Genomic DNA, 25,338 nt, shown 5'->3' with positions numbered 1-25,338 from the left:
GCTTATGAATAATATACATATTACATTACAACGTATTATCATGGGTGTTTGTTTAACACTCATGATGATACTCAATTACAATATAGCGTATGCATTGACTGCTAATAATCATGTTGATATTGGGACTAATAAAGAACTCGCTTATGATTATGTTGCAAGATATACTAATGAAGATCCACATTATATTGTCGATCGTATTTGGGAGGAAGCTGATAAATACGGAATTTATGATAAAACAGCTGTTTTAGCTATGTTTGAAACAGAATCTAGTTGGAGAACTCAACCTGCTGGCGATGGTTTAGGATATGGTTTAGGTCAACTAAGTTATGAGTATTGGTCAGATTATGATTTAAACTCACAAGATGATATTTATGATGTAACACAAAATATTCATGGTTCTGTGTATTATTACGCTAAAATGCTTCAAGCTGCTAATGGTGATCCTGCTATTGCTTATACAGGATATAACGGTGGTGCAGGTAATATGGGTGATCTTAGTATTCCTGCAATTGTGGAACACATGAATAATTTTATTGCTATTTATAACCGTTTAAAAACAGGTGATCCTGGTGTAGGTTATCAAGCAGGTGTTTCTTCAATCATCAACTACTTTAGCATGAATAGTGTACTTAATCGTCCTTTAGGATTAGATTTTTCCTATATCTATAAAATGGGTTCATCTATTAGAACAATTGTTGATTCTGTTGTGGATGGGTGTGTAATTGCTATTAAAAGTTTGATTCAAGTATCGTTACCTTTATTAGCTGTATTGGCTATTATTGATTTTTCAATGTTTGCATGGCGTGGGCCTACGATTACAGGGCAGCTTGATTCAGCATTTTGGACTGGTGCGGCACAACGAATTGTTAAATATGGATTTTTAGCAATCCTTATTGAAAGTTGGCAATTTATTGTTAATAAAGTATTTATTGGCACTGCTAAATGGTCATATACTACGTTTTCACCAGATACAGCTAATGCTATTGGTGATATAACGGCACCAGACCAACAGTTACAACATTTTATTTCATTCCTTAATCCTTCTATGACTTGGCTAGGTAAAGTGACTGCATTAGATATGATTAATCATATGGGATTATTCTTATTAAATATGTTTGCTACTTATATGGGATTAATCTTAATTATCATATTGATTTTTTCAATTTTAGTCGTGTATTTGGAATTTTATATGTCAGCTGTATTTACTGTATTTAGTATAAGTTTTGCAGGTTTAAAGCCGACAAGTTTTATTCCAGAAGGTATGATGAGCCATCTAATTACAGGAACAATTCGATTAATGTGTATTGGTCTTATCTTTTCTATTATGAAAAAGGCTATGGAAGTATATACCTACGATCCTACAGATATATTTGGTATATTAGGTGCTTTACTATTCGTTGTAGTGGTAGTAGTTGTTGGTGTTTTATTGCCTAATCGAATTGCTGATGGTTTACAAGTATCAGCTAAATTATAGAAAGGAGGCTCCTTTATGAAATGGTTATCTAATTTAAAACCAAAACGTTCTATAAAGGATTGGAAACGAAGGGATAAAATATTTTTCGTTGCTATCGTTCTCCTTATTACATTTAATATTTGTGTTGGTTATGGACTCGTTCATAGTCCGTTTTATGTCAATATAACGACGTCAGCGCCTATGGGTGTATATGTGGTTTCACATAATCAAGAATTAAAACCTAATGCATTGGTTATGGTTAAAGAAAATCATAGATTAGAACAATTTTATGGATCAAAACGGCCTCCGCAATTGTTACTAAAACATATTGCGGGAATGCCTGGCGATAGAATGACTGTTACAGATTCTAATGTTCAAATTAATGCAGAATCGTATCCAACATTATCATATACATCCAATGGTATGCCATTACAACATCTACAAAACGGCGTTTATACGTTGTCTAGTGATGAATATTTTGTAGCTAATGTTCCTACTCGTAGTTATGATAGCCGTTATTTTGGCCCTGTTAAGCGAGATGAGATTCAAGCCGTAGTTACACCAATTTGGTTATTTGGAGAAGAGGTGACTGAATTTGTTAACCAATGGGAAAATGCGAAAAATAGCTAAAGTGATTGTATCTACTACATTAATGTTTTCTTTTTTAAATATCATTCAAACACCTGTAGCAGAAGCGAAATTCCATTTTAGAGGTGGTAATGTACATGATTCATCTCGATATAAACAGGTTGTTGAATGGGTAAAAAAAGAACAAGATAAATTAGAACAAATTAAAGCTAAATTACAACATAGTATTGATACGGTTAAACAAGCTCAACAGGCTATGAATAGTGTTAAGTCCTCACTGAATACAGCTATGAAAAGTGTTGATGCACTTCGTTCTAATATCAATTCAGTAATGAAAATGTCAGATAGTCTTATCCATTTAGATTTTGATCACCCTGATAAAGGATGGTCAGAAATAGAGTATTCTAAAGAAGCAATTCATTATCAGACTGATTATATGAATAAGAAAATTCAAAATAATAATATTATTTCTAAAGCTAATTTAGAATCTCAAAAAATGGCAACTGGACTATCGGCTATTGCTGATGCTAATAACTCTGTTATTCAATCATTACAAAAATTAGGTAAAAATACCAAAGGACTTCTTGATATTCAAGAGGTCAATAATGAAATAGATGCTACCAGAACGGATACAACATTACAAACAACAAAAACTAGAGCTAGTGAACTTAATAAAGAATTACAAGAAAAAATTATTCAAGCGGAAAATGAAGCTGCTGCTAATAAACGTAGAGCAGCCGATTTTCAAGTAACATCTGATCCAGAACAACGTACTGAAAAAGAAACAACTGACTTGAAACGCATGGATGCTGCTTCTAAGCCTGGTAGGGGGTTTGTAGAATTTTAAGATATTGAAATACTGCGTATAAATTGGTATACTATTTATGCGCAGTATTTCAATTAAGTAAGATGATGAGGTCGTAAAGCACGCCTCGTAAAACAAAAAAAGCTTGATTGTTGATGAGGTCGTAGAGCGCGCCTCGTAAAATAAAAAAAGCTCGATTGATGAAAAGCCCCCTTAATTAAGGGGGCTTTTATCGTATGGGAGAATCTATGAAATTTATATTTTTAACAAAGGATTATTTTAATCGACATCCTTCATCTAAATTTCCTGAAATGTTACGAAAATCAGATCGTCCTTATGTTCAACTTACGATTCCTTGTAACCATCAACTATGGGCGATTCCTTTGCGGTCTTATATTAATCATGAATTTGCTTTTTGGTCTAATAAAAAAGAACTTTGTGGATTAGATTTTACTAAGGCCGTTCCAATTGAATCAAAAGATATAGACACAACGCATTCGCCAATTATTAGGCGCCATGAATTTAATGCATTAAAAGGAAAAGATTATCGTGTAACGCAACGATTCAAACGTTTTATTAAAAAGTTTGATTATGCTAAGTTACATCCTACTCTTCCTGACAGCAAGGTTCTTTTAAAATATAGTACATTACAATATTTTGAAAAAGAACTAGAACAAAAAAAGAAGATTAAACTTACTATTCCAAAACAAAATAGTACACTTAGCCTATGATTTGCAACTATTTCTTAGGACAGATATAATTAAACTAGAAGTTGGATAGCTTAAAATAAAACAACAAAAACCCACGATGGCTAGACTGTGGGTTTTTTACTTTATATATCGTATTATGGTATTCTTTTATATGGATGTATTCCATCTGGTCTTACTATGACAAAAATTAAAGATTATGATTTAATTACCGTAGATGAACATAGGATTCAAACTACTATTGATGTGTATTTTCAATGGAAAACCCTAGACATAATGTTATCTACATTAAGTACTAGAGGTATTAATTTTCCTAGTGAAATCAGTGAAAATATCGTTTGTTATACCTGTGGTTATTTTCTTAATAAGGGCAGTTCTGGTGATGCTATTGATCCCAATGGAAATCGAATTATTGAGATTAAAGGCAGTAGTTCTACTGGCCCATCATCATTTAGTCCTAGTGAACGATTTGACGAATTAGTTTTCGTTAAATTAAATAAACACAATGATACCCTGTTAATTTATTTGACAGGTATTAATAATGTTTCCCTTGGAAATATTTATGTGAATGCAACGGAAACCTTGCTAGAACAGCAACTGGCAGGCCGTCGGCCTCGATTTAATATTGAAGATAAAATTATTAAACCATTCAATATTCAACCATCGTTTTTATTTGATTTAAGAAAACGAACTTTTACTCCATTATAATCGTGGAAAGGATTGGAATACATCCATTCTTTCCACGGCTATATTTGCGGCGTGCTGCTTTTTTATTTAATTTATTATATAATAAACTAAGTGTTTTATTCATTAGGCAAGAAAGGATGTTATAAATGTATTCTGTTGCTTCTTTCTTTGCAGGTGTTGGTGGTATTGATTTAGGTTTTGAACTAACAAAACAAGCTCGCACCATCTATGCAAATGAAATAGATCTATACCCTATACAAACGTTTGAAGCTAACTTTCCTATCAAAGTAGATCAAAGAGATATATGTGATGTTAAGGCTTCAGAAGTCCCTAATATAGATATTATTTTAGGTGGATTCCCTTGTCAGGCTTTTTCTATTGCAGGTTATAGAAAAGGTTTTGAAGATGAAAAAGGTCGAGGTACTCTCTTTTTTGAGATACTTAGAATTATTAAAGCTAAAAAACCAAAGGCTATTTTACTGGAAAATGTAAAAAACTTAGTTAGTCATGATAATGGAAATACCTTTAGAGTAATTTTAGAAGCTCTAAAGGATGCAGGATACCATGTTAGATATGCTGTGCTTAACGCTATGGAATATGGCAATATTCCTCAAAATAGAGAACGTATTTATATTGTGGGCTTTAGAACTAAAAAAGTATTTGAAAAATTCACATTCCCTGAACCAATTCCTTTAAAAAAGACGATTCATGATGTGATTGATTTTATCAATCCTATTGATGAGAAATACTTTTACATTAAAGGAAAATACAAAGGAGATATATACGATAAACTCGTAGCAGCAATGGATGATTCTAATGCTGTATATCAATGGCGTAGGAAATATGTTCGTAAAAATATGAGTGGCGTTGTGCCTACGTTGACAGCCAATCAAGGAGAAGGTGGCCATAATGTATGTCTTGTTAAAACAAAACAAGGTATACGAAAAATGACACCTAAAGAATGTTTTAATACACAAGGATTCCCAGAATCTTTTGTATTACCTGATATTGCTGATGGTCGTTTATATAAACAAGCAGGTAATAGTGTATGTGTATCTGTTGTTCAACGAATTGCTGAACAAATGTTAGTGGCAATGAAATAATAAAAACCAAAGAGGTAACAGTCTCTTTGGTTTTCTTCTTGACAAATTATAGTTTATCATTAATAATGAGTATAAATATATACAGAAATGATGTATTGACTTGCGGGAACAGGTTAATATTGATAATAAACACACTATTAGATTCATAGAGTTATTCTATCGCTAGATGAATCTAGCGATTTTTTTGTATCTATTAGGAGGGTTAGCATGCGAAAAGTTTTATTACTATTAGGGATTATTTGTATTTTTGCATTAAGTGGATGTGGAAAATCTGATGGTATTTCAGGAACTTGGGTGCCGAAACAACAAGAAGGAACAGGAATTAGTAGCATTGTTTTAGAGAAAGAAAATGATTTCACATATAAAGGTGTTGTAAATTATACAGATGGAAAGCAAATCTCTTCCATGTATAAATACGATAAAACTTATAATTCTCTTGAAGAAGATCCATCTGATGTTATTAAAAAGAAAAAAGAATATAATATTTATGGTCGTATTGTTTTGAATTTTGATGATAAACATACAATAGCTCATATGGGACAATCAGTACAACCAGAAGATACATTTCTAAAAAAATAAAAAGAACAAGTCCTATGAAGTTGGCGGGAACCTTCTTCATAGGGCGGCGTTAGTAAACACACTACTAATCCGCTTTTACTTGTTCTATGAAGGTTAGTATACCATACATAGGACATTTTAAGCTAGTGATTACAGGGTGTAGTCACTAGCTTTTTTGTATTTTTGCGTAAGTTTTTCTTATGCTGATTTTCAAATGCTTTATAATCGTATTGGGAATTATAAAGTTTTTGCAAGTTAGTAATAGGAGGGTATTGCATGAAACAAGCTAACTTAGATTTCAATTATGAAATTTGCAAACAATTACATGATGAATATCATCATTTACATAACAATTCATATGTTATGTTGGGCGATTTACATTATTTCTTTTATTTTACGCCTTGTAATTTTGAACTGTATGGCTTATTAGTATCCATCTGCGATAAAAGTATCGTGGATGCATGGGAAACTGGCTCAGAACTCAAAATAAGCAATATTTTGATTAGTTTATGGAAAGCAATGCGTGTACATGGCTTTTATCATAAACGGTTTAGAAATAAACAGATGGAAAAAGCACTCGCTTTCTATCGGTAGATTTCTAATTATTGGCTGTATCACAATATTATAAGAGAACACGTCGTTGTATAGACGGAACCAAGGTGGTAAGGAAGCACTTGTAAAACTTCACTTCGTAGTCCCCACGAATGTCAAAGGGGAGCAGCTAGGAACTTTAGCTATTCTGAAAGGATCTTTTTATCTCTGGTAGATCTTGCTGTGATGGGCGATGACGGCCTAAACGGTCTGGGTGGATGTTCTGATGCTTACGGGCATGGAGGTCTAGTGGAGTTCCTGGGCAGGACTGGGAAATGATGAAGCTAGATGGCGGAAACGCTAGGAGTCAGGGATTGATAGCAATGCGACGGCGAAACGGTGCCTGTTATTACTCTACTCTCTTCCTACAGATACACTTTATATTCCCTTTGATTATCATAAATCCAGTATAAAAAAGGGTCTAGTGCGCCTGTAGGGAGGGAGTTTTCCGCTTTCGCTCTGGCTCTACAATACCTGTTAACACATCTGATTTACAGAATCAAGCAAAAACACTCGTCTAAACACCTCGTGTTTTTTACTAGTAACTATTAAGAAAAAGTATATTATAAATATAAGAAAAAAGAACTAAAAAGACTTGATTTAGCTGCTTTTTTAGTTCATATATAGTATAATATAAGTATACCTAATACTAGATTAATAGGTATTCTAACTTATATTTTATATCAGTGTGTATATAGTAGTGAGTTTAGTACATCTCTAAAACAGCGCCTCTCGTTGCATTATAGATACATAATAGTTACTGATATAAATTGAGTTGGATTATAAAAAAACAAATATATAAATAATTTAATTTATTTGTTGATTTATTTTTGAATATAAGCCCTGGAGGCAGTTATGAATCATGTATTTGATCCAACACAAGAGCAGGTATTAATTGTTAATAAATGCAAGGCGTTACAAAAAGGTGAAAAACTACGTGTAGCAGCTTTTGCAGGTGCGGGTAAAACTTCAACAATTATATTAATTGCAGATGCATTAAGTAAACAATATCGTAAAGGGATTTACTTGGCCTTTAATAAGGGGATTGCTGAAGAAGCTAAATCAAAGCTTCCTAATCATGTTGAAGCTAGAACTTTTCATAGTTTAGCGTATCGCCAGGTTAGCAAAAATATTATAAAAAAATTGCGTTATACGCATTTTTTTATGCTGAATAACTTTCTTGATTTTATTAATACTACACTTTCGGTACAAAAACTAACCTTTACTCAATATAATGAAATCTCAAAAAGAGAAGTAAAAGGAAGTATAACGTTAACGCCTGCTCGTCAATTTAATATTGTTAAAGCAGCTGTTGGCCTATATTGCCGTAGTGAAGATACTACACCTAAAAAATGGATTATGGAATATGCTGCTAGACACGTATTACCATATGATAATCTTACGCTAGATAAAAAAAGTGTTAAGTGGTTAGAATCTAACTTATTCCCTTATGTAAAGGCTGTTTGGAAGGATTTTAAAAGCCCTAAAGGAATTTTTCAAATTCCTCATGATGTATATTTGAAAATCTTTGCACTAAAAGCACCTCAATTACCATATGATTATATTTTGTTCGATGAAGCACAAGATACAGATGGCCTGATGCTATCTATTTTAAATGCTCAAACAAATACAAGAATCATATTTGTTGGTGATCCGTATCAACAGATATATGATTGGCGAGGTGCCGTCAATGCGATGGAACGTATTGATGGTGATATGTGTTATTTAACTAAGTCGTTTAGATTTGGTGAAAATATTGCATCTGTAGCTGATTTGTTTTTAAACTATTTATCTTCCCCTGAAACCATTTCTGGTGGTAATCCAGATATTGGGCTAATAGATTCTGAAACATTATATCCTGAAGATATTGATGTGATTTTAACACGCACTAATGCAGGTGCTATTAGTATAGCTATTGATTATATGTTGGAATATCCTGATAAAAGAATTAATCTTCATAATTTAGATGGATTAACTAATTTAGTTAACACCGTTAGAGATATTTCACACCTTAAAAAAGGCCGTTCAGATATTGAAAATGAGGCTCTTAAAAATTTTGATTCTTATGATGAATTAGCTGAATACTGTATTGCGTTTAATGATTCTGATTTATGCCTAGCTTTCTTATTAGAAAAATCACGTGGCTATAAAGCAGTCAAACGAGCTGTAGAAGAGTGTCATTGTACAAATCCAGATGTATCTATAACAACTGTTCATAGATCAAAAGGTTTAGAATGGAATAATGTAATGTTAGCAGCTGACTTTCAACCGATTAGCTATACGGTTAAAGAAGAAGGTGATAAACAGATTGTACAAATTAAAAATAGCGCTGAATGTCGGTTATTGTATGTAGCTGTTACACGAGCCAAAAAGAAGTTGTACATTGGTCATATTGCTCCATTAATTGAATCATTGAAAGGGGGTTCTATTAATCGTGACTAATGAACAGCTTAATCAAGCTTTATATTTGAGTAAAATTGTTTTTAAAGTGCGGTTACGTCAATTAATGGATCGTGATCATCTTTTACAAAAAGAATTGGCTTCTGTTATTGACGTATCCCCTATTCTTATTAGCAAATATGTATCAGGAACAGTGTTTCCTAGATATAAAAAGTTATATATGATAGCAACCTATTTCAGTGTTCCTTTAGAAGTTTTAGTCGGACAAGATGAATTGACTGCATTGTATTTAAAGGAGCTGCAACAAACTAATTCAGTTCCAAAACTTGATAATTTAAAAGCATCTCTACTTAATCAATTTGTTGATACTTATAAAATCGATCCTATATTAGCTGTTAATGAATGTAGAAAAAATATTTATTAAAAAGAGGCACTATGATGAATGAAAAAGATATACAATACGTCCTTGGTAAACACTTGTTCTTAAATAATGTTTGTATCCCTAATGTCAGTATGTATTGTCCAGGGCATACTGAATATGAAGCAGATTTTGTGTATTTTTCTATGAAAACACAATTTCTAACAGAAGTTGAAATCAAAACTAATTTACAAGATTTTAAGGATGACTTTAATAAAAAACGTTATCATGACTGTAAAAACGTCAAATATTTGTACTATGCGATGCCTAGAACTCTTTACAATAATTATCGTGAAATAATTGATAGTATGCTTGGCGATGCAGGCCTAATACTTATTGATAAATCGACTACTCTTAATCATGGTGTTCAATATAGCTTTGGTGGGTTCGTTAAGCGAGCTAAGGAAAGAAAAAATTGGTATTCGTTAAGCCCTACTGGTTTAATGCACTATTTACGTATTGGCTGTATGAAGTGGGTAACACGATAGCCTTGTATGGATTAATAATAAGTTTAGTATTTGTCTAACGCTAAATGTTTAATATATAAAATCATGCTTGATAAAGAAAGCCATACAATAATCATTATTTTATTAGAAAGAAGGTGAATATATGCTCTTATTGATTCTTCTGTTTTGTATTGTTATTGCAATGGCAATTATTGTAAGTAAAATCAAATTTAATTTAAATTTAACCAATAAGGATATTTTAATTAGACTTGGTTCTATTATCGTATGTTGTGGTATTGCTTTGTTCTCAATCATTACACTTGGAATTATCATTAGTGAACTTGATTCAGGCACACAGGGATTTATCCTAACTACAATTGCAAGTATTACATTATTCCTGGTAATTATTTTGTTTGGAAGAAAAAAATAATAATAAATAAAAACATTAAAGAATTAAAATATTAGTGTTTTTATATATTATATATGGAGGCTAAATTATTTGTAGTTTATATATAATGCGTTTCGCTTTATGTGTAGGTACAGTGCATTTTCTGATAATTTAGTTTGGCCAGAAATTTAATCTCCCATAAGATTTCTGGCTTGCCTCCTATCTTTTTAATTGTAGTGAGTTTAGTACCTCTCTAAAACTTTAATCATATAATCATCCGTTAGTTAAATGTATTTATGTAATAATAAGTTTGATATTTTTCAAAACTAACACTGTTGTTTTTGTTATTTGTTTAAAATATGAATATTTGATTATGATATAATTATAGTGGAAGGTACCTCCCTTCCATGTAGATAGAATATAAACCCTTTGAGGTATAATTACATACATATCTTTTAGGGATATTCTATCTGCATATTTGTATATGCAGATTTTTTTTGTAAGGGATTAGAAAGGATTGTTAGATGAATGTTTGTAAATCGTTTGGGATGCTAGCTATAGTCTTGTTAGTATCAACTAGTCACTGCGCTGCTATGACAGCTACAGAGATTGTGTATGATACTGTTGGGGACAATGATATAGCTAATGCTATTTTATATTATTGTGAACAAAATGGTGTAGATCCATTATTGGCCACGGCTACATTTGAAACAGAAAGCGGTTTTAATCAAGCTGCTATTTCTAATTCTGGTGCTATTGGTATTACTCAATTAATGCCATCCACTGCCGCTTCTTATGGACTTAATCCATATAATCAATATGAAAATATTGAAGCAGGTGTTCGTTATTTAGCTGATAATTTAAATCGGTATAGTGGAACAGATTGGCAGGCTACCTACGCTATTGCAGCATATAATGCGGGCCCTGGTGCTGTTGATGCATATGGTGGTATTCCACCTTATGGAGAAACTATTGATTATGTAAATGCTATTTCTGATAGATATAGTCAATTATTAAGTTTAGAAAATTAATTAATAAAATAATTTTTTGTATAAAATATTAATATAATAATATTTTTAACTATTAATATGATATAGGTAATGAATATAAGCCCTTGGAGGCCACAATGAATTTAGAACAATTAGGGAAAAAAGCCCGTCCTATTTGGAAAAAACATGGACGGAAAATAGCTGCTATTACTGTTGGCTTAGTTGTAGCCATCGGACTATACAATTATTATGATAATCATGTGATTAAGCAAAGCCCTGAATATATGATTGAACAATTAAATACGGCCATTCAAAATGGTGATAGCGATACCGTATATAAATATGTCAATCTGTATAACTTAATTGATGAAACGGCTAAAACGACATCTCTTTTAAATGTTAAAGTTGAAGATTGGGCTAATGGTGCTGATGCGTTATCAGATAGCATTAATCGTGATCAAATGGTGGCTGATGTAGCAGAAAATATTCTCAACAATATTAAAGATAGTCACAAAATCATGTATACAGGTAATGCAAATAATATTGTAGCTAAAGGTATACGGATGCTTGGTATTAATGATTTGGAATTTGAATCTATTCATTTAACCAAAGAAAAATCAGATGTACCAATTTTAGATTTAACAGTTCATGACACAAACAAAAAAGATGTGAAATATGTAATTCATATCCGCTTAAAAAAAGTGGACAATAAATGGATGCTTGATCAACTCGTAGCAGCTGATACAGTCATTAAAACTCGTTTAGTAGATTATAAGCAAAATTTAACTGAAGAAAATAGAAATACAATTGCTTTGTTTAATAAACTTATCAAAATCAGTAACCCTACTGTATCTATTCAAGATTTAGCAAAACCAGAACTATCGCCTAAAGAATTATTTAAATTATCAAAAGAAGAAAAGGAAAATCTATTTAAATTAAAATCTAAACTCAAAATAGAAGCTCCTATCTTGTTAGATAATAAAGTAGATTCTGCAAAAGCTATTGTTACGTTCACAGATAAAAATACAGGAACTATTATTAAAGAGTTACCAATTGACATTGCTAAAGGTTCTAATTCTATTTCTTATGATAAAGATGTTAATTATACTGATAAGGCACAAGAATTATTAGCGGATGCAATTAAGAATAATCGTGTATTAGTATCTATTACTATTCAATCTGTTACCACACAAGATGGTACTAAAATGTTAAAACAATAAAAATATAAATTGTTTTATTATTTTAATTATTAATATATTAGGAGGAAGTATGATGACAGAAAGAAAAACAATTCAATTAATTAATGAGGATACAGGAGAATTAGTCAATTCACCTGATAAGTTATTCATTTCTGAAAGTTCATTAGATGGTATTTCACCAAATGATTTTGAAATGGATATGGAGGATGAAGAACATGGCGTTGAGTAAAGAAAGTACATCTGGAATTAATAAAATTGAAGCGAAACGTCAAGAGGTAATTGATTATATATTAACGGAAATTAATAATGGTAATCCTCATGTCTTTAATAATCCTAACCATCCATCTTTATTTGAACAATACAATTTTAAAACTGATAAAACATATAACGGTATGAATCGGTTTATATTAGCCATTTCAGCTAGTATAGAAGGTTACAAAGATCCTCGTTGGTTAACTTTTAAACAAGCAAAAGAGTTAGGGTATTCTGTAAAAAAAGGTAGTCATGGTACAACATTAGAATATTGGGAACGCATTCCTGATACGATGGATAAATTAAATAAGGATGGTAATCCAGTTCTCGATGAAAATGGTAAAATTGTTCAGGTTCCTATAACTAGAGAAGATGGCACCCAAGTGATGCGTTGGATGGGTAAACCATTTACTGTGTTTAATGGTGAACAGATTAATGGTATTCCACCTTATGAGCGCCAACCTATGACAGAAGAACAACGTATCAAAGAATTAGAATCGATTCTTAATCATAGTGAAGCTTCTATTCTTTATGATAGTTTGGAAGATAATTACTATCAAAAAAGCACTGATACGATTCATTTACGACCAAAAGATGATTTTAAATCGATGGATCAACTCTATGCAACAGCACTACATGAAATCGCTCATAGTACACAACACCCTAATCGGTTAAATCGTCAATATATGGAAGCATCTAATCCTTTAGAAGAATTACAAAATTATGCTAGAGAAGAAGTCGTTGCTGAATTTACAGCAGCTAGGTTAAATGCTAAATATAATCTACCGTATTCAGAACGAATGGGAAAATATAATTCTACATCGTATATTGAAATATGGCAGCAAGTATTTCATGAAAGCCCATTAGAACTTATTGAAGCCTTAAAAAAAGCAGAACAAGCTGCTACGTATATTGAAAATAATATGCTCGTTCTTGAACAAGAACAAACAGAACAGTTAGGACAATCTACTTCTTTAAATCAATACTCTTTAGATGATTTAGAAGTTCATTTCGATTGGGCTGAAGGAATGGTTACTGATAAGGATGGTAAAAGTTATACACGTATTGGTGTACTGCCATCTAAACTATCTGACTTAGGCATAGATACTGGTAATTACTATTCTGATAATTTAATTTTAAAAGGCAAAGCAGCTCAACAATTTTTAACTGATGCAGCTCGTCAAGATTATTTTTACTCTGGACTTGGATATGCTAAATGTTCATTTACTATCAAGGTCAAAGACTTTGAATTTGGTGATCGATTCGACTTAGGGGATAGTTATATTAAAAGTGCTAATTTAAACGGTAAAAAAGAAGTTGGTGGTATTGAATACTTTAATAATTTTCTAGTAAAGACGTTTGATGTAGACCCTCATACATTAGAAAATTTAGTAGCACAAGAGCAACAATTGATTGCTGAAGGCAAACTACCTTCTATCGTTAATTGCCCTAATGGACAAATTATTACCAATGATATGAACCAGGATAATCTTATTTCATCTACAAAAGAACAAAATACAGTGAAATTCGATAAAAACTTTGCTATTAGCATACGACATAAAGAAGGATTATTATGCCATAATACTAATATGATTGTTATTGGTGGTGGTACATCCTTTGATTATCTATTGCAGGATACGCCAGAAAAAATGCTTGGCCCAGATGATGCCTATAGAGAATATGGTGGTCATTTTTACGCTTTAGATCATGATCCTGAAAGTTCTAACTTATATAAAGGCGATTATGCCATTCAGTTAATGAATGATATTGTTTTAGAAGATATGACTGTTCATTTAGTAAATGCCAATAGAAGCATTACAATTGCAGATGGAACTGGCTTCGATTCACAAAATCCATCTAATGTACGTAGTTGTTTAGGTGTATACGATAAATTAGGGATTAATTTCCATATTATTGATAAAAATGGTGAATTTCATACATTTGAAAGTCGTATTGATTTAGGTGATTTAGATACTATTTCTAAAACGCCAATGCTTGACGTTTTAAAATCAATGGAAAAATGGACTAGTGTTAAATTAGAAGGATTGTCTGATGATGTTCATACTATGGTTGAAGAACTAGAAGATAGACTAAAACGTAACGAATTACCATCCCCTTCTGTTCAAACTAATCCTAAAATTTATACAGAAAAATTACAGGCACTTTATAATTCGCATCCTAATCCTGGAAAATATGAAGAAGCATTAAAGCCTGTTAAAGAAATGCTGAACATAACACAAACTAAGGATTTATCTCACAAGCCTAAAGTTGGCTTATCCATTTCTAAACCTAAAGGAAAATCTGGCTTAGAACGTTAATCTTTTGTTATTAAAATTATTTATTGTGTAATACTTAAAAATATTTATTGTTTTATATATTAATTATTTGAATATAAACCCAGTGAGGATATAAATGAATACACTTTATATTGCAGAAAAGCCTAGTTTAGCTAATGCTATTGCTAAATATTTAGGTGGATTTACTAAAAGTAAAACAGCATTTGAAAAAGGTGATACTAAAGTTACTTGGTGTTATGGTCACGTATTTGCAACTGTTGATCCTGAAGAATATGATCCTAAATATCATAGATGGACTGTTTCGGATTTACCTATTATTCCTTCCGATTGGATTTTAAAACCACGTGCAGATGCTAAGGAACAAGTTAAAGCTATTAAAGAAATGTTGCAGTGGGCTGATGTTGTAATTCATGCAGGCGATCCAGACCGTGAAGGGCAACTACTCGTTGATGAAGTCTTAGAATATTACGATTATAAAGGAACGGTTAAACGGATTCTTATTAATGCTACAGATGATACCTCATTAAAACGTGCGTTTGATTCTATTGTGGAAAATAGTCAATTTAAAAACTTATCACAAGCAGGTCTAGGCCGTTCTAAAATGGATTGGCTATTAGGTATGTCTGGTACACGTTTATATACGCTCCGTTATCAACATTTAGGCGGTAAAGGTAAATTAAATGTTGGTCGTGTACAAACACCTACATTAGCTCTTGTTGTAAATCGTGAACATGAAATTATAAATTTTAAAGAACAAAAATTCTTTGATATTCATGCGACTATTTCTGTAGATAATGAACAATTTAAAGGAAAGCTCGTTCATGAAGGCTATATTGTAGAACAATCAGAAGCAGAAACCCTTATGAATGCTTGTAAAGCAGCAGGAACAGCTACCATTAAAGAATGGGCCGTTAATGATAAAAAAGAGGCCCCTCCCCTTCCATATTCCCTGGATTCTTTACAAGGGTATATGAATAAAAAAGCAGGATGGTCACCAAAGAAAACACTTGATGTCACCCAAAAACTATATGAAATGAAATATGTGTCATATCCTCGTTCTGATTGTAACTATTTGCCTATGGGCCAATATAATGATGCACATGATATTTTAGATGCTATTTCTCGTGGTTCTACGTTACCTAGTGATTTTTCTAGTCATGCTAATACGTCGTTACAATCTAAATGTTTTAATGATAAGAAAATTACAGCCCATCATGCTATTATTCCCACTCGTGAAGCTCCGTCTGGATTAGATGCGGATCAACAACTTTTATATGACGAAATTGCTTTACGATATATTTTGCAATGGTATCCTTCTATGGAATTTACTGAAACAAAGTATGTATTTTCTGTTGCAAGCGAAGATTTTAATGGTCGTAGTGTCTTTATACGTGATAAAGGATTTAAAGCCCTTATAGGCTCAAATAAAGAGGATGAAGATACAAATGATGTATCCATTGCTCAAAAAGCCGTAACCGCTGCTACAGGCGATTCTGTTCCTGTATCTGATGTTGACTATAAAGAAGGTGTTACAAAACCACCTAAACGGTTTACAGAAGGTACATTGTTAACAGCAATGGCCAATATTCATCGTTTTGTTTCCGATCCTGAATTTAAGGAAAAACTAAAAGAAATTAAAGGGATTGGCACTCCTGCTACTCGTTCAACGATTATAGCAGGGTTAATAGATAATGGATTTCTTTCTTTAGATGGTAAATCTCTTCGCCCTACTGCATTAGGGGAAGAGCTAGTTAAACATATTCCTAGTATTATTACAGCCCCTGATATGACGGCTAAAATGGAACTTTCCTTAATGGATGTAGAAAAAGGAACTACCTCTCTAAATGCAGTAATGTCTGAATATGAATCATTCCTTAAAGGATTGGTAGAGGCAGAAACAACAATTTTTGCTCAACCACCAAAAATTGAAGGTGTTGAATGCCCTGTCTGTCATGAAGGTGTTCTTATTTTAAAAAAAGGTAGTAAAGGCCCATTCTGGGGATGTAGCGCTTATGCTCAAAATGGATGTAAAGCTATTTTCTCTGATGCTAATGGTAAACCTGCTATTTATGAATGCCCTGATTGTCATAAGGGATTTTTAAAGCAACGAAAAGGCAGTAAAGGTACTTTCTGGGGCTGTAGTAATTATCCTGATTGTAAATGTACTAAAGAGGATGCTAAAGGCAAGCCTAAACTATAAAATGATTAATAATTAAAATTCTTAATCAATAAAAATATTAATATATTTATTAATTTATCTTTTGAACTATTATATAGGAGATATAAATGTCCTCATTAATTGAAAAACAACAAGATTTTAAAGGTTCTATTAATGAAGTACCTTTTGAACGTGAAGAGGTATTTGATGCAACGGCTTCTATTGTCAATGCGATTGAACATAGATGGCCTATTACCTGCTCAAAAGAAACTATAGAGGCAATTAAAGGATATGTGGAAGGTCATGAGGCCTTACATCCATCCTTCTCTTTCAAAAAATTTGAACGAGAAAATACAAATCGTATTGCATATACAACTGAACCTAAAGAGGTATGGCTTAGTTATGAACGGTCTGATTACCTTAAAGAAGCAGGTACAACATTACCATTAGCACTAACTGCATCTCTTACTAAAGATCAAGAAGCTGTTCAAGATTTTGAACAAGCAATGGATACCTGGGAAAAAGAAAAAGAAATTAAAGGTGAACAAAAGAAAGAAGAATACAAAGAACTTACAGAAGAAGAAGCCCTAAAATTAGTTGCTTCTAATGGTACTGAATTATTGTATTTGCCTGATAAATATCGTAATAACGAAAAAATTGTATCGGTAGCCATCTCTAACGATGAAGATGCATTCCGTTATGCAGGTATGTCTGCTCGTGATAATGACCGTTTAGCTAGACAAGCCATTAATGCTGATCCAGATAATGTTAAATATCTAGGGCAAACACTACGTAATGACCCTGATTTATATCAAATGGCCATTGAACGTGACAATGACCTCATTAAAGATATTCCTGTGGCCATGCAGCATAATGCAACAATTGAAAAGATTATTGCTAAAGATAATCGCCGTCAATTTGGTCTTACTATAAAAAAAGCCAATGAAGGAGCTGAATTGACACGATGAGGCGTAAAAAACAATTAAAAAAAAGAAATAATAGCCCTAGTCCGATTGTAACTACAACGGCTATGAAACAACGGCAAAATCATAAGCATACAAAGAAAATTGGTGATGTAATTGTAACCATACCATGCTTTGGAAAAAGTCGTTCCCGTTCTCGTTAGGTGATTCTATGAAGTGGGTGAATCATAGAATTATTACTACCTCTATTGCATTTCTCCTAACACAAAATATTCCTTTTGTGTTAGGAGCGTATGCAGGGAGTACGTTACCTGATCGGCTCGAAGCTCATAAAGAACGGTCTAATCTAACCTATTACAATCATAGACAAGTGACACACTGGTTTATTCCTTATATGATTGCTTTTACATTTCTCGCCATACTAGGATTTGTTATTAATCCTTTCTCTGAAGTATCTTCATTGTTTTTTAAAGTTACACTTGGCGGGCTATTTGGTTGTATTGCTCATATTGCTGAAGATGCAGTAACAGGAACTGTTCCAGGGTTAACATTACACTCTCGTATTGGAAAAGCATATTTTAAAACTGGCGATAATAAAGAATATGCAGTATCTGCTATTTGTATTGTTCTTACAATAATTACTCTTATTATTATTGGAATCTCTTATCCATTACAATTGTTATTTTAATTAGGAGAAATTTTTACAATGGAAAAAATGGAATTTAAAACAAAATCTCAACTTGTACAAGAACATTTTCATGAGTATTTAGAAAATAAATTAAAAACTGATGGTTATAGTAAAATCGAATCTGACTTGTATTTTAAGTTTGAAGAATATATTAATAGTCGATTAGCTACTATTGAAACTACTATGTCGATGGTAGCTAATGGTATTGCTTTACAAAAAGATACTGGAGTTGCGTTACTACGAGAACTTCCTAATGATGAAACTTTTACTATTTTATTTAATGGTGTAGAACAAACCGTATCTCGTGATGAATATATTGTTTATCTTGAACATAAAGCTGTAGAAGCTGTTGCTAATGGCATCCCTGTACTTCCTTATGAATATAGCTATCTATTTAAACAAGCACCGTCTTTAAATCGTGTAATGAAATCTAGTGGTGAGTACCCTGTTGAATTAGTAGCAATGATGCTACAAAAAAATGCTAATTCTAATGCTCCTGAATTAGTATGCTTATTCTCTACTATTACCAATGATATTTTTTCTTATCGTTTTAGAAAAAATAATAAATACGATATGTTTACTCCAAATTATAATTCTACGTTTGAAGTTAAAGATAAAGCTAATATTGGTAAATGCTTTATGTTACGAGTAGCACCTAGCCGTAACTCTGGTCTACTTAGAATTATTGATATGATTCCATTAGCATCTAATGATGAATCTAGTGATCGTCATAGCGCTATGGAAGAAACTATGACAAGGACTTATTAATATGAGGCCACGCTCCCCTGAAGTAATTAAACATTTACAAGAATTAGATCCTTCTAAATGGCTTGATAGTCCTTATTTACGTCAAGCCGATGAAGAATCGTTAATAACGTTATTACAACGTAAACCAGACGGCTTTAAAACGCTTTTAAATAGCTCCTACTCATTCATACGAGATATTGTATTACGTCGTGATATTTTAATTACTATACTCAAAATTAGGCCTCATTATATCAAATTAATACCTGTTAAACACTTATCAGAACGATTGTTTAGTATCGTCAATCAAGCCATTGAAAAAGATACTGATGAATTAAGTAAAAAGCTATTAATTGATGCCTTATCTGTAGCCAAACAAGAACTATTAGATTATAAGGATGCTCAAACTATGGAAATAAAAGAAAATATATCTCCTTCCTCTTCAGCTCAACAAGATATTAAAACACCATCAGATACAGGCGATGAAAGGACATCTAATCCTCCCCCTTCTTCATCTGATGATGTAGAAAAAACTAATGATGTACCTACTGAAGATGAAGTAAATAAAGAATCCACTGAAAAACCTAAAGAAGTAATTAAAAAACCTGTTGATGAAATAGAAAGCGAAACAGAATCTGTTTCAACGAAGGAAAGTAATGATGAGAATAACTCTACAGATAGCTCATCTCTTGACCCTACTATTCAAAAAGCTTTAATGGATGCTTCATTAGGTGATTTTACTAAGTCGTTAGAACAAAAGATTATTGCTATTGTTACTGATAATAATGTAAAAACCAATCAAGAAATTAAAGAGTTGGTTACACAACATATTACTCAATTATCTAATAATTTAAAGGCCCAACAACAAACATTAGATTTACTTCAACAAACGCTCAATGAACCTAGCAAAGCTTTGATTAATCGTTTTACTGAAGAAAGTGAAAAAGTGACTGTACGTATTAGTGACATACAATCTATACTTGAAAATCAGTATAACGAGGCTAAAACGTTATCCACTAATTTTTCTACATTATTAGAAAAACCAACGCAAGATTTATATAATTCATTAGAAACACAAATTATTAGTAACATAAATAGCTGCATTAATGATGAATCAGGTATTCAATTACAAGTGCAGGAAATTAAGAATAAATCAATTGAATCTATAGAAAAATCAACACAAGTAGTTAAAGATACAACTAATAATTTAATTAATGCGCTTACAACAAGATATAATCAACAAAAAGAGATTATTGAAAAATCCAATAATTTCTTTGATAAGAAAGGCTTGATTCAAAATATTACTATTATAGCTGTATTTGTAAATTTATTGCTCTTGTTCTTTATCTTCGTTACATTATTAATAAGAGGATAATTATGGATGTTCAAAAATTATTAGAAACAAATCGTTTTAACTTACATTCTTTAGAGTTACAGCCTTATAGAGATACATACGTTGTATGTATGCCCTGTATTGAACGTGATGTAACCATGATAACGGCTTGCGGTGATCGTATTAGAGATAACTATACTGTTGCAGTCTATGTGTTATCTCGTAACCCGTCTTTATTATGGTGTTTCTCTATTCGGATACAAACGCATCCGTCTATTGTTCCGATTGTATCTCATGCACTAGAAGCTACTGATAGCCTTACGTTAACTATTAAACGTGCAGCTAAGATAGCTAAAAATGAAGGACTTCGTAGAGAAGCACTTTGTTATTCGTTATAAATTAATTTTAATCATATACTGTCATGCTCTATAAGCGAGGTGTTTTAACACTTCGCTTATATTTTTTATATATAAATATATTTATATATAAATTAATTTGACAATTAATTATTTTATTGATAAAATATAGACAATGAATATAAACCATTTTAGGTACATAATTAAGGAGTTGTTATTATGAAAATTATCGCCGTCGCAAGCACTAAAGGTGGAGTTGGTAAATCGACTATTGCTATCAATCTAGCTACTACACTTAATCAATTAAATTACCAGGTAATTTTAGCAGATGCGGATGCTCAACAATCATCCTTCTTATTTGCTGAAGATCGCAAAGAAACAGGCCTTCCTGTTATGAATGCCGTTTCTATTGAATCACCAGAGGAATTGGATGATGTCATTCAACATAACACAGCTGATTACCTAATTATTGATTGTGGTGGCCGTGATACAGTAATGTTCCGTACCGCTCTCATCAAAGCTGATATTATTGTCATTCCTGTAACTAGTGGCCAGTTTGATTTCTGGGGTACTACGGATACACTTGATTTAATTCAAGAGGCCAATACATTTAGAGTACAATCTAAACAAAACGAACCTCATGTAGTATGTGTACTAAACCAGGCTCGTACATTTACTAAAACCCATAAAGAAATTGAAGAAGGTCTAAACGAAATCGTTAGTGAATATAACGTTACTCGTGCTAATACAGTATTAGGCCAACGTGAGGATTATCGACGGGCAACGCTTGAAGGTCAAGGTGTTACTGAATTTAAGCATAGCAGCAAAGCTGCTCATGAAATGCTTTCGTTTGTCAAAGAAATTGAAGCTATCTAATCGTTATTAAAGGAGATCATTATAATGGCACTTTCCAAAAAACCTATGAAAAAATCTGTTGATACATTTATTAATGCAGGTGGTACAGCCCCTAAAAAAGAAAAAGAACCTAAAGAGTTTGAACGCTTAGAATTACGTGTTCCGCCTGAAATTAAAGCAGGAATTAAAGTGTTCGCTGCATTGAAAGACGAAAAAATGATTGATGTTGTTACAGAAGTATTTTTAAAAGGCTGTGAAGCCTATCAAAATATTGATGGATTCCCAAAAATTAAGTAAATTCTATAATGATGAAAGCCCTATACTACATAGGGCTTTTTTATTTTATTGAAATACATAAAATAATAAAAATATTAATATATTTATTGTTTTATATATTAATATATGCTATAATACAAATATGATAGTTGATGTATATATACGTCAAATCTAATTTTATTGAATATAAACCCTTTGAGGTGATTTGTTAGTTGTGAATAGGAGTGTTGTATTATGATTGACTGGATTTTAGATACTTTATGGAGCTTTAAATGGATTTTATTAGTATTATTTATTCTTAATGAGTTCAGTCGAGTATGGATTACTTATAATAGAATCCAAACATTTACACAAAAAATAGAGGAAGCTCGCTCTAATATTGCTGTTATTTTGAATCAAAAACTTGAAATTATTAATCAATTTTCTGCTATTGTTAGTCAATATGACGGACATGAAAAGGGAATTCAATTAAAAATATCAAATGATTATACGAAAACAGCTAAGGATGCTACTAATGCATTGTCCTATATTCATGGTGTAGCTATGGCGTATCCTGAACTTAAATCTGATAGTAATTACAATATTTTCCTTGAAAATATCAGTAATAATGAACATTCATTAACAGAACGTAGGGAAGCTTATAATACATTTGTCAAAGATTACAATACCTATATTACTCAATTACCAACTTGTTTTATTGCTAAAATATTTGGATATGATAAAGAAACTTATTTTAACAACAATTAATTCATTTAACATTCATTTCATTCGTTATTTCTGTTTTTATTTGATATAATAAGAACAGGATGAACGAATGAATATAAGCCCGTGAGGCAATAAAAAAGGAAGTACATCCATACTAGGGTGTACTTTTTTTATTAATATGTAAAAAGAAAAAATTATATATGGACCTTAGCTTTTGTTATGTATTAATACTGTAACTAATTATTCTTATGTTCATCCTTTTTTATGTATAAGAAAGGATACTATATGAAGCACAAACAACTTTGGCTTACAGCAGCTGTTATGACAATGCTCGGTACAAATATGTCTTTTGCAGCCGTGCAAATTGGGGATAATTCTATTGCAGAAGGCAATCAAGCAATCGCTACAGGTGTGAACTCAATCGCTGTAGGTACGAATGCAGTGGCGACTGGCGATAATCTAACAGGTTCTGTAATTAAACAAAAATTAGCAGAAAATCAAGCTAAACTAGCAGAAATTGAACGACTTACTAAGCTAGTTAACGATGAAACAATTGACTTTAATCAAAAACATGCTATTTATAATCGTGTAGAAGCAGCTAAAAAGAAAATAGCTGAAAATAATGCATTGATTCAAAATATATTACAACCAAATCTTGATACAGCTACCAATAATTACAATGCATTCAAGCCTGAATATGATGAAACTGTTCGCCAAATGAACGAACGATTATCTTATATTAATAAACTTAACTTTAGTTTACTGACAACTGATCCTAACGGCCTAGATACATTAGCTACAGAACTCAAACAAAAATCTGAAGATGGATTCCCTAGTGTTAATAATGATTTGAATTTCTATAAAACTTATATTCAAAATTATATTAAAGCTAAAGGTGATTTGGAAAATATAAAAGCTGACAGAATTAGTCATTACTATGATGAAAGCTATATAAATAGTAATAATACCTCTGGAATTAATACAAATGGAACAACAATTAGTGGTATTTATTATTTATATAATCCATGGAGTTATTATCTAGGACGAGTAGATGGAACTGGTAATGAACTAAATATAGATGCATCAACTATTAATTTACAAGCAGTTGCTTCGCTTGATGATACTAAATATAATTCATATCTTAATAAAATAAATAATTTTGATTCTCTAAAATCAAATATTGAAAATCTCCCTTTGACTGGTGCGTTAACACAAGAAACTAAAAATAATTTATTAGAAGCAGTTGCTGTTGCTAAAAAAAGAAGTTTTTCTCTTATTAATCTAAAACATGAACAATATCTTTATGATTCTTTAAAAAATACTAATCCAACACAAGCATTAATTCATTTACAAAATAAACTTAGATTTGAATCAGATTATAAAGATTCAAATACTAAATTGTTTAATTTATCTCATTCAGAATTTTCTTGGGAAAATTCTTATAATAAATGGTTTAAATCTAATGTGACAGATATTGAAAATTCTAATACATTAACTATCAAAACTTTATCTGATCAATATAAAGTTGCTATAGCTGATAAACAGGCTAAACTTGATGATTTAAATGCTAAGGTTCAAGCTGCTGATGTTGCTGTTAAAGCTAAACAACGTGAAAATGCTCAATTGCAACCAACACAACAAGAATTAGATGATGCAGCTGCAGCTGCACGTGTAAAAGCAAAACTTGATGCCGATCAAGCTGCACTAGATGATACAAAACGTACACTTGCGCTTAACAATCTTAAAAATATTGGTACCAATGCTATTGCGGTGGGTAACAATAGTCTTGTTACTGGTAAAAATGCTATTGGTATTGGTACAAATGGTTTAATTACTGGCGAAGATGCTATTGGTATTGGTCGTGATAACACTATTACTGGTGTTGGTTCTGTCACGATTGGTAGTAATAATTCTATTCAATCCAATAATGCTTTCGCTATTGGTAATAACATTAATATTCCAACGGGAATGAATAATTCTGTTGTTATTGGGAACAATAGTACTGCAAAAGCACCTACTACAGTTGATGGAATAACAGCCGATGCAACTGTATCTATTGGTTCTTCAGGTCACGAACGTCAAATTGTAAATGTAGCTAAAGGTGAAGTATCGAGTACATCGACTGATGCCATTAATGGTAGTCAGCTTTACAAAGTACAAGCAGATGTTGATAAAAAAGCCAGTACAGATGCTTCTAATTTAACAAGTACAGATGCATCCAAATGGCAAGAAAAACTCGGTACAGGCACTGTAACGAATGGAAATACAGGATTGGTAACAGGTGATACTGTATATAAAGAAATAGCGAAAACAAATACAGCGCTCGATACTAAGGCTAATACAGGACTAGATAATATTACTGATGCAGGTAAAACTGTTATTCGTAATGTAGCTAAAGGCGCTGTCAAAGTAGTGAACG

General features: G+C 31.8%; 26 protein-coding genes and 1 pseudogene. All 27 read left to right on the top strand.

Translation table 11 applies throughout. The features are described from left to right. The first annotated feature begins 4 nt into the window (after window positions 1–4). Entirely contained in the window at window positions 5–1,474 is a 1,470-nt protein-coding gene (locus E7K77_RS09710; protein ID WP_316591225.1) for a lytic transglycosylase domain-containing protein, read from the top strand. Window positions 1,475–1,489: 15 nt separating this feature from the next. Continuing rightward, window positions 1,490–2,083, top strand: coding sequence for a S26 family signal peptidase (locus tag E7K77_RS09705; protein WP_315308412.1), 594 nt, complete (start codon window positions 1,490–1,492; stop codon window positions 2,081–2,083). Further along, window positions 2,049–2,888 (top strand): hypothetical protein, encoded by an 840-nt coding sequence (locus E7K77_RS09700; protein ID WP_315308410.1) that lies wholly within the window; start codon window positions 2,049–2,051, stop codon window positions 2,886–2,888. Before E7K77_RS09705 ends, E7K77_RS09700 begins: the two co-directional genes overlap by 35 nt. Before the next feature lie 194 nt (window positions 2,889–3,082). Continuing rightward, window positions 3,083–3,577, top strand: coding sequence for a type III toxin-antitoxin system TenpIN family toxin (gene tenpIN, locus E7K77_RS09695; protein WP_315308408.1), 495 nt, complete (start codon window positions 3,083–3,085; stop codon window positions 3,575–3,577). A gap of 156 nt (window positions 3,578–3,733) precedes the next feature. Next, a complete protein-coding gene (locus E7K77_RS09690) occupies window positions 3,734–4,261 on the top strand; it encodes a Bsp6I family type II restriction endonuclease (protein ID WP_325321188.1) in 528 nt (175 codons plus the stop codon). A 125-nt stretch (window positions 4,262–4,386) separates the two neighbouring features. Then, complete coding sequence (locus tag E7K77_RS09685) at window positions 4,387–5,343, top strand: DNA cytosine methyltransferase (RefSeq protein WP_315308404.1); 957 nt, start codon at window positions 4,387–4,389, stop codon at window positions 5,341–5,343. Window positions 5,344–5,550: 207 nt separating this feature from the next. Beyond that, window positions 5,551–5,922, top strand: a complete 372-nt coding sequence (locus E7K77_RS09680; RefSeq protein ID WP_315308403.1) for a hypothetical protein — start codon at window positions 5,551–5,553, stop codon at window positions 5,920–5,922. 255 nt (window positions 5,923–6,177) lie between these two features. Next, window positions 6,178–6,495 carry a hypothetical protein gene (locus E7K77_RS09675; RefSeq protein WP_315308401.1) on the top strand — a complete coding sequence of 106 codons (318 nt, stop codon included), beginning with the start codon at window positions 6,178–6,180 and terminating at the stop codon, window positions 6,493–6,495. A gap of 852 nt (window positions 6,496–7,347) precedes the next feature. After that, on the top strand, window positions 7,348–8,934 hold the full coding sequence (locus E7K77_RS09670; RefSeq protein ID WP_315308399.1) for a UvrD-helicase domain-containing protein: 1,587 nt from the start codon (window positions 7,348–7,350) through the stop codon (window positions 8,932–8,934). Beyond that, complete coding sequence (locus E7K77_RS09665; RefSeq protein WP_315308397.1) at window positions 8,927–9,316, top strand: helix-turn-helix domain-containing protein; 390 nt, start codon at window positions 8,927–8,929, stop codon at window positions 9,314–9,316. The genes E7K77_RS09670 and E7K77_RS09665 overlap by 8 nt, the downstream gene beginning before the upstream one ends. Before the next feature lie 11 nt (window positions 9,317–9,327). Then, window positions 9,328–9,798 carry a hypothetical protein gene (locus E7K77_RS09660; protein WP_315308396.1) on the top strand — a complete coding sequence of 157 codons (471 nt, stop codon included), beginning with the start codon at window positions 9,328–9,330 and terminating at the stop codon, window positions 9,796–9,798. 121 nt (window positions 9,799–9,919) lie between these two features. Continuing rightward, the gene (locus E7K77_RS09655; protein ID WP_315308395.1) at window positions 9,920–10,186 is read left to right on the top strand and encodes a hypothetical protein; all 267 of its coding nucleotides are present in this window, start codon (window positions 9,920–9,922) and stop codon (window positions 10,184–10,186) included. Between the two features lie 482 nt (window positions 10,187–10,668). Further along, window positions 10,669–11,175, top strand: a complete 507-nt coding sequence (locus tag E7K77_RS09650) for a lytic transglycosylase domain-containing protein (RefSeq protein ID WP_315308393.1) — start codon at window positions 10,669–10,671, stop codon at window positions 11,173–11,175. A gap of 95 nt (window positions 11,176–11,270) precedes the next feature. Then, entirely contained in the window at window positions 11,271–12,353 is a 1,083-nt protein-coding gene (locus tag E7K77_RS09645; protein ID WP_315308391.1) for a hypothetical protein, read from the top strand. A gap of 49 nt (window positions 12,354–12,402) precedes the next feature. Next, a complete protein-coding gene (locus tag E7K77_RS09640; protein WP_315308389.1) occupies window positions 12,403–12,561 on the top strand; it encodes a hypothetical protein in 159 nt (52 codons plus the stop codon). Next, entirely contained in the window at window positions 12,548–14,902 is a 2,355-nt protein-coding gene (locus tag E7K77_RS09635; protein ID WP_325321187.1) for an ArdC family protein, read from the top strand. Before E7K77_RS09640 ends, E7K77_RS09635 begins: the two co-directional genes overlap by 14 nt. Window positions 14,903–14,996: 94 nt before the next feature. Beyond that, the gene (locus E7K77_RS09630; RefSeq protein ID WP_325321186.1) at window positions 14,997–17,081 is read left to right on the top strand and encodes a DNA topoisomerase 3; all 2,085 of its coding nucleotides are present in this window, start codon (window positions 14,997–14,999) and stop codon (window positions 17,079–17,081) included. Between the two features lie 86 nt (window positions 17,082–17,167). Then, on the top strand, window positions 17,168–18,007 hold the full coding sequence (locus E7K77_RS09625; RefSeq protein ID WP_325321185.1) for a DUF4116 domain-containing protein: 840 nt from the start codon (window positions 17,168–17,170) through the stop codon (window positions 18,005–18,007). Continuing rightward, window positions 18,004–18,165 carry a hypothetical protein gene (locus tag E7K77_RS09620; RefSeq protein ID WP_024066977.1) on the top strand — a complete coding sequence of 54 codons (162 nt, stop codon included), beginning with the start codon at window positions 18,004–18,006 and terminating at the stop codon, window positions 18,163–18,165. Before E7K77_RS09625 ends, E7K77_RS09620 begins: the two co-directional genes overlap by 4 nt. 8 nt (window positions 18,166–18,173) lie before the next feature. Next, entirely contained in the window at window positions 18,174–18,650 is a 477-nt protein-coding gene (locus E7K77_RS09615) for a metal-dependent hydrolase (protein ID WP_315308383.1), read from the top strand. A gap of 18 nt (window positions 18,651–18,668) precedes the next feature. Continuing rightward, complete coding sequence (locus tag E7K77_RS09610; protein ID WP_315308381.1) at window positions 18,669–19,418, top strand: hypothetical protein; 750 nt, start codon at window positions 18,669–18,671, stop codon at window positions 19,416–19,418. Window position 19,419: 1 nt separating this feature from the next. Further along, on the top strand, window positions 19,420–20,769 hold the full coding sequence (locus tag E7K77_RS09605) for a hypothetical protein (RefSeq protein WP_316591728.1): 1,350 nt from the start codon (window positions 19,420–19,422) through the stop codon (window positions 20,767–20,769). Between the two features lie 2 nt (window positions 20,770–20,771). Then, entirely contained in the window at window positions 20,772–21,125 is a 354-nt protein-coding gene (locus tag E7K77_RS09600; protein ID WP_315308379.1) for a hypothetical protein, read from the top strand. A 177-nt stretch (window positions 21,126–21,302) separates the two neighbouring features. Further along, window positions 21,303–21,959 (top strand): ParA family protein, encoded by a 657-nt coding sequence (locus tag E7K77_RS09595; RefSeq protein WP_315308378.1) that lies wholly within the window; start codon window positions 21,303–21,305, stop codon window positions 21,957–21,959. A 24-nt stretch (window positions 21,960–21,983) separates the two neighbouring features. After that, window positions 21,984–22,235 (top strand): hypothetical protein, encoded by a 252-nt coding sequence (locus tag E7K77_RS09590; RefSeq protein WP_315308377.1) that lies wholly within the window; start codon window positions 21,984–21,986, stop codon window positions 22,233–22,235. Window positions 22,236–22,448: 213 nt separating this feature from the next. After that, entirely contained in the window at window positions 22,449–22,961 is a 513-nt protein-coding gene (locus E7K77_RS09585) for a LemA family protein (protein ID WP_315308376.1), read from the top strand. A 243-nt stretch (window positions 22,962–23,204) separates the two neighbouring features. Further along, a pseudogene (locus E7K77_RS09580) lies at window positions 23,205–25,338 on the top strand (hypothetical protein); the annotation flags it as partial.

It is taken from the genome of Veillonella parvula (genome assembly GCF_032577575.1).
GTDB lineage: Bacteria > Bacillota > Negativicutes > Veillonellales > Veillonellaceae > Veillonella.
This window is presented reverse-complemented; position numbering and strand designations above follow the sequence as displayed.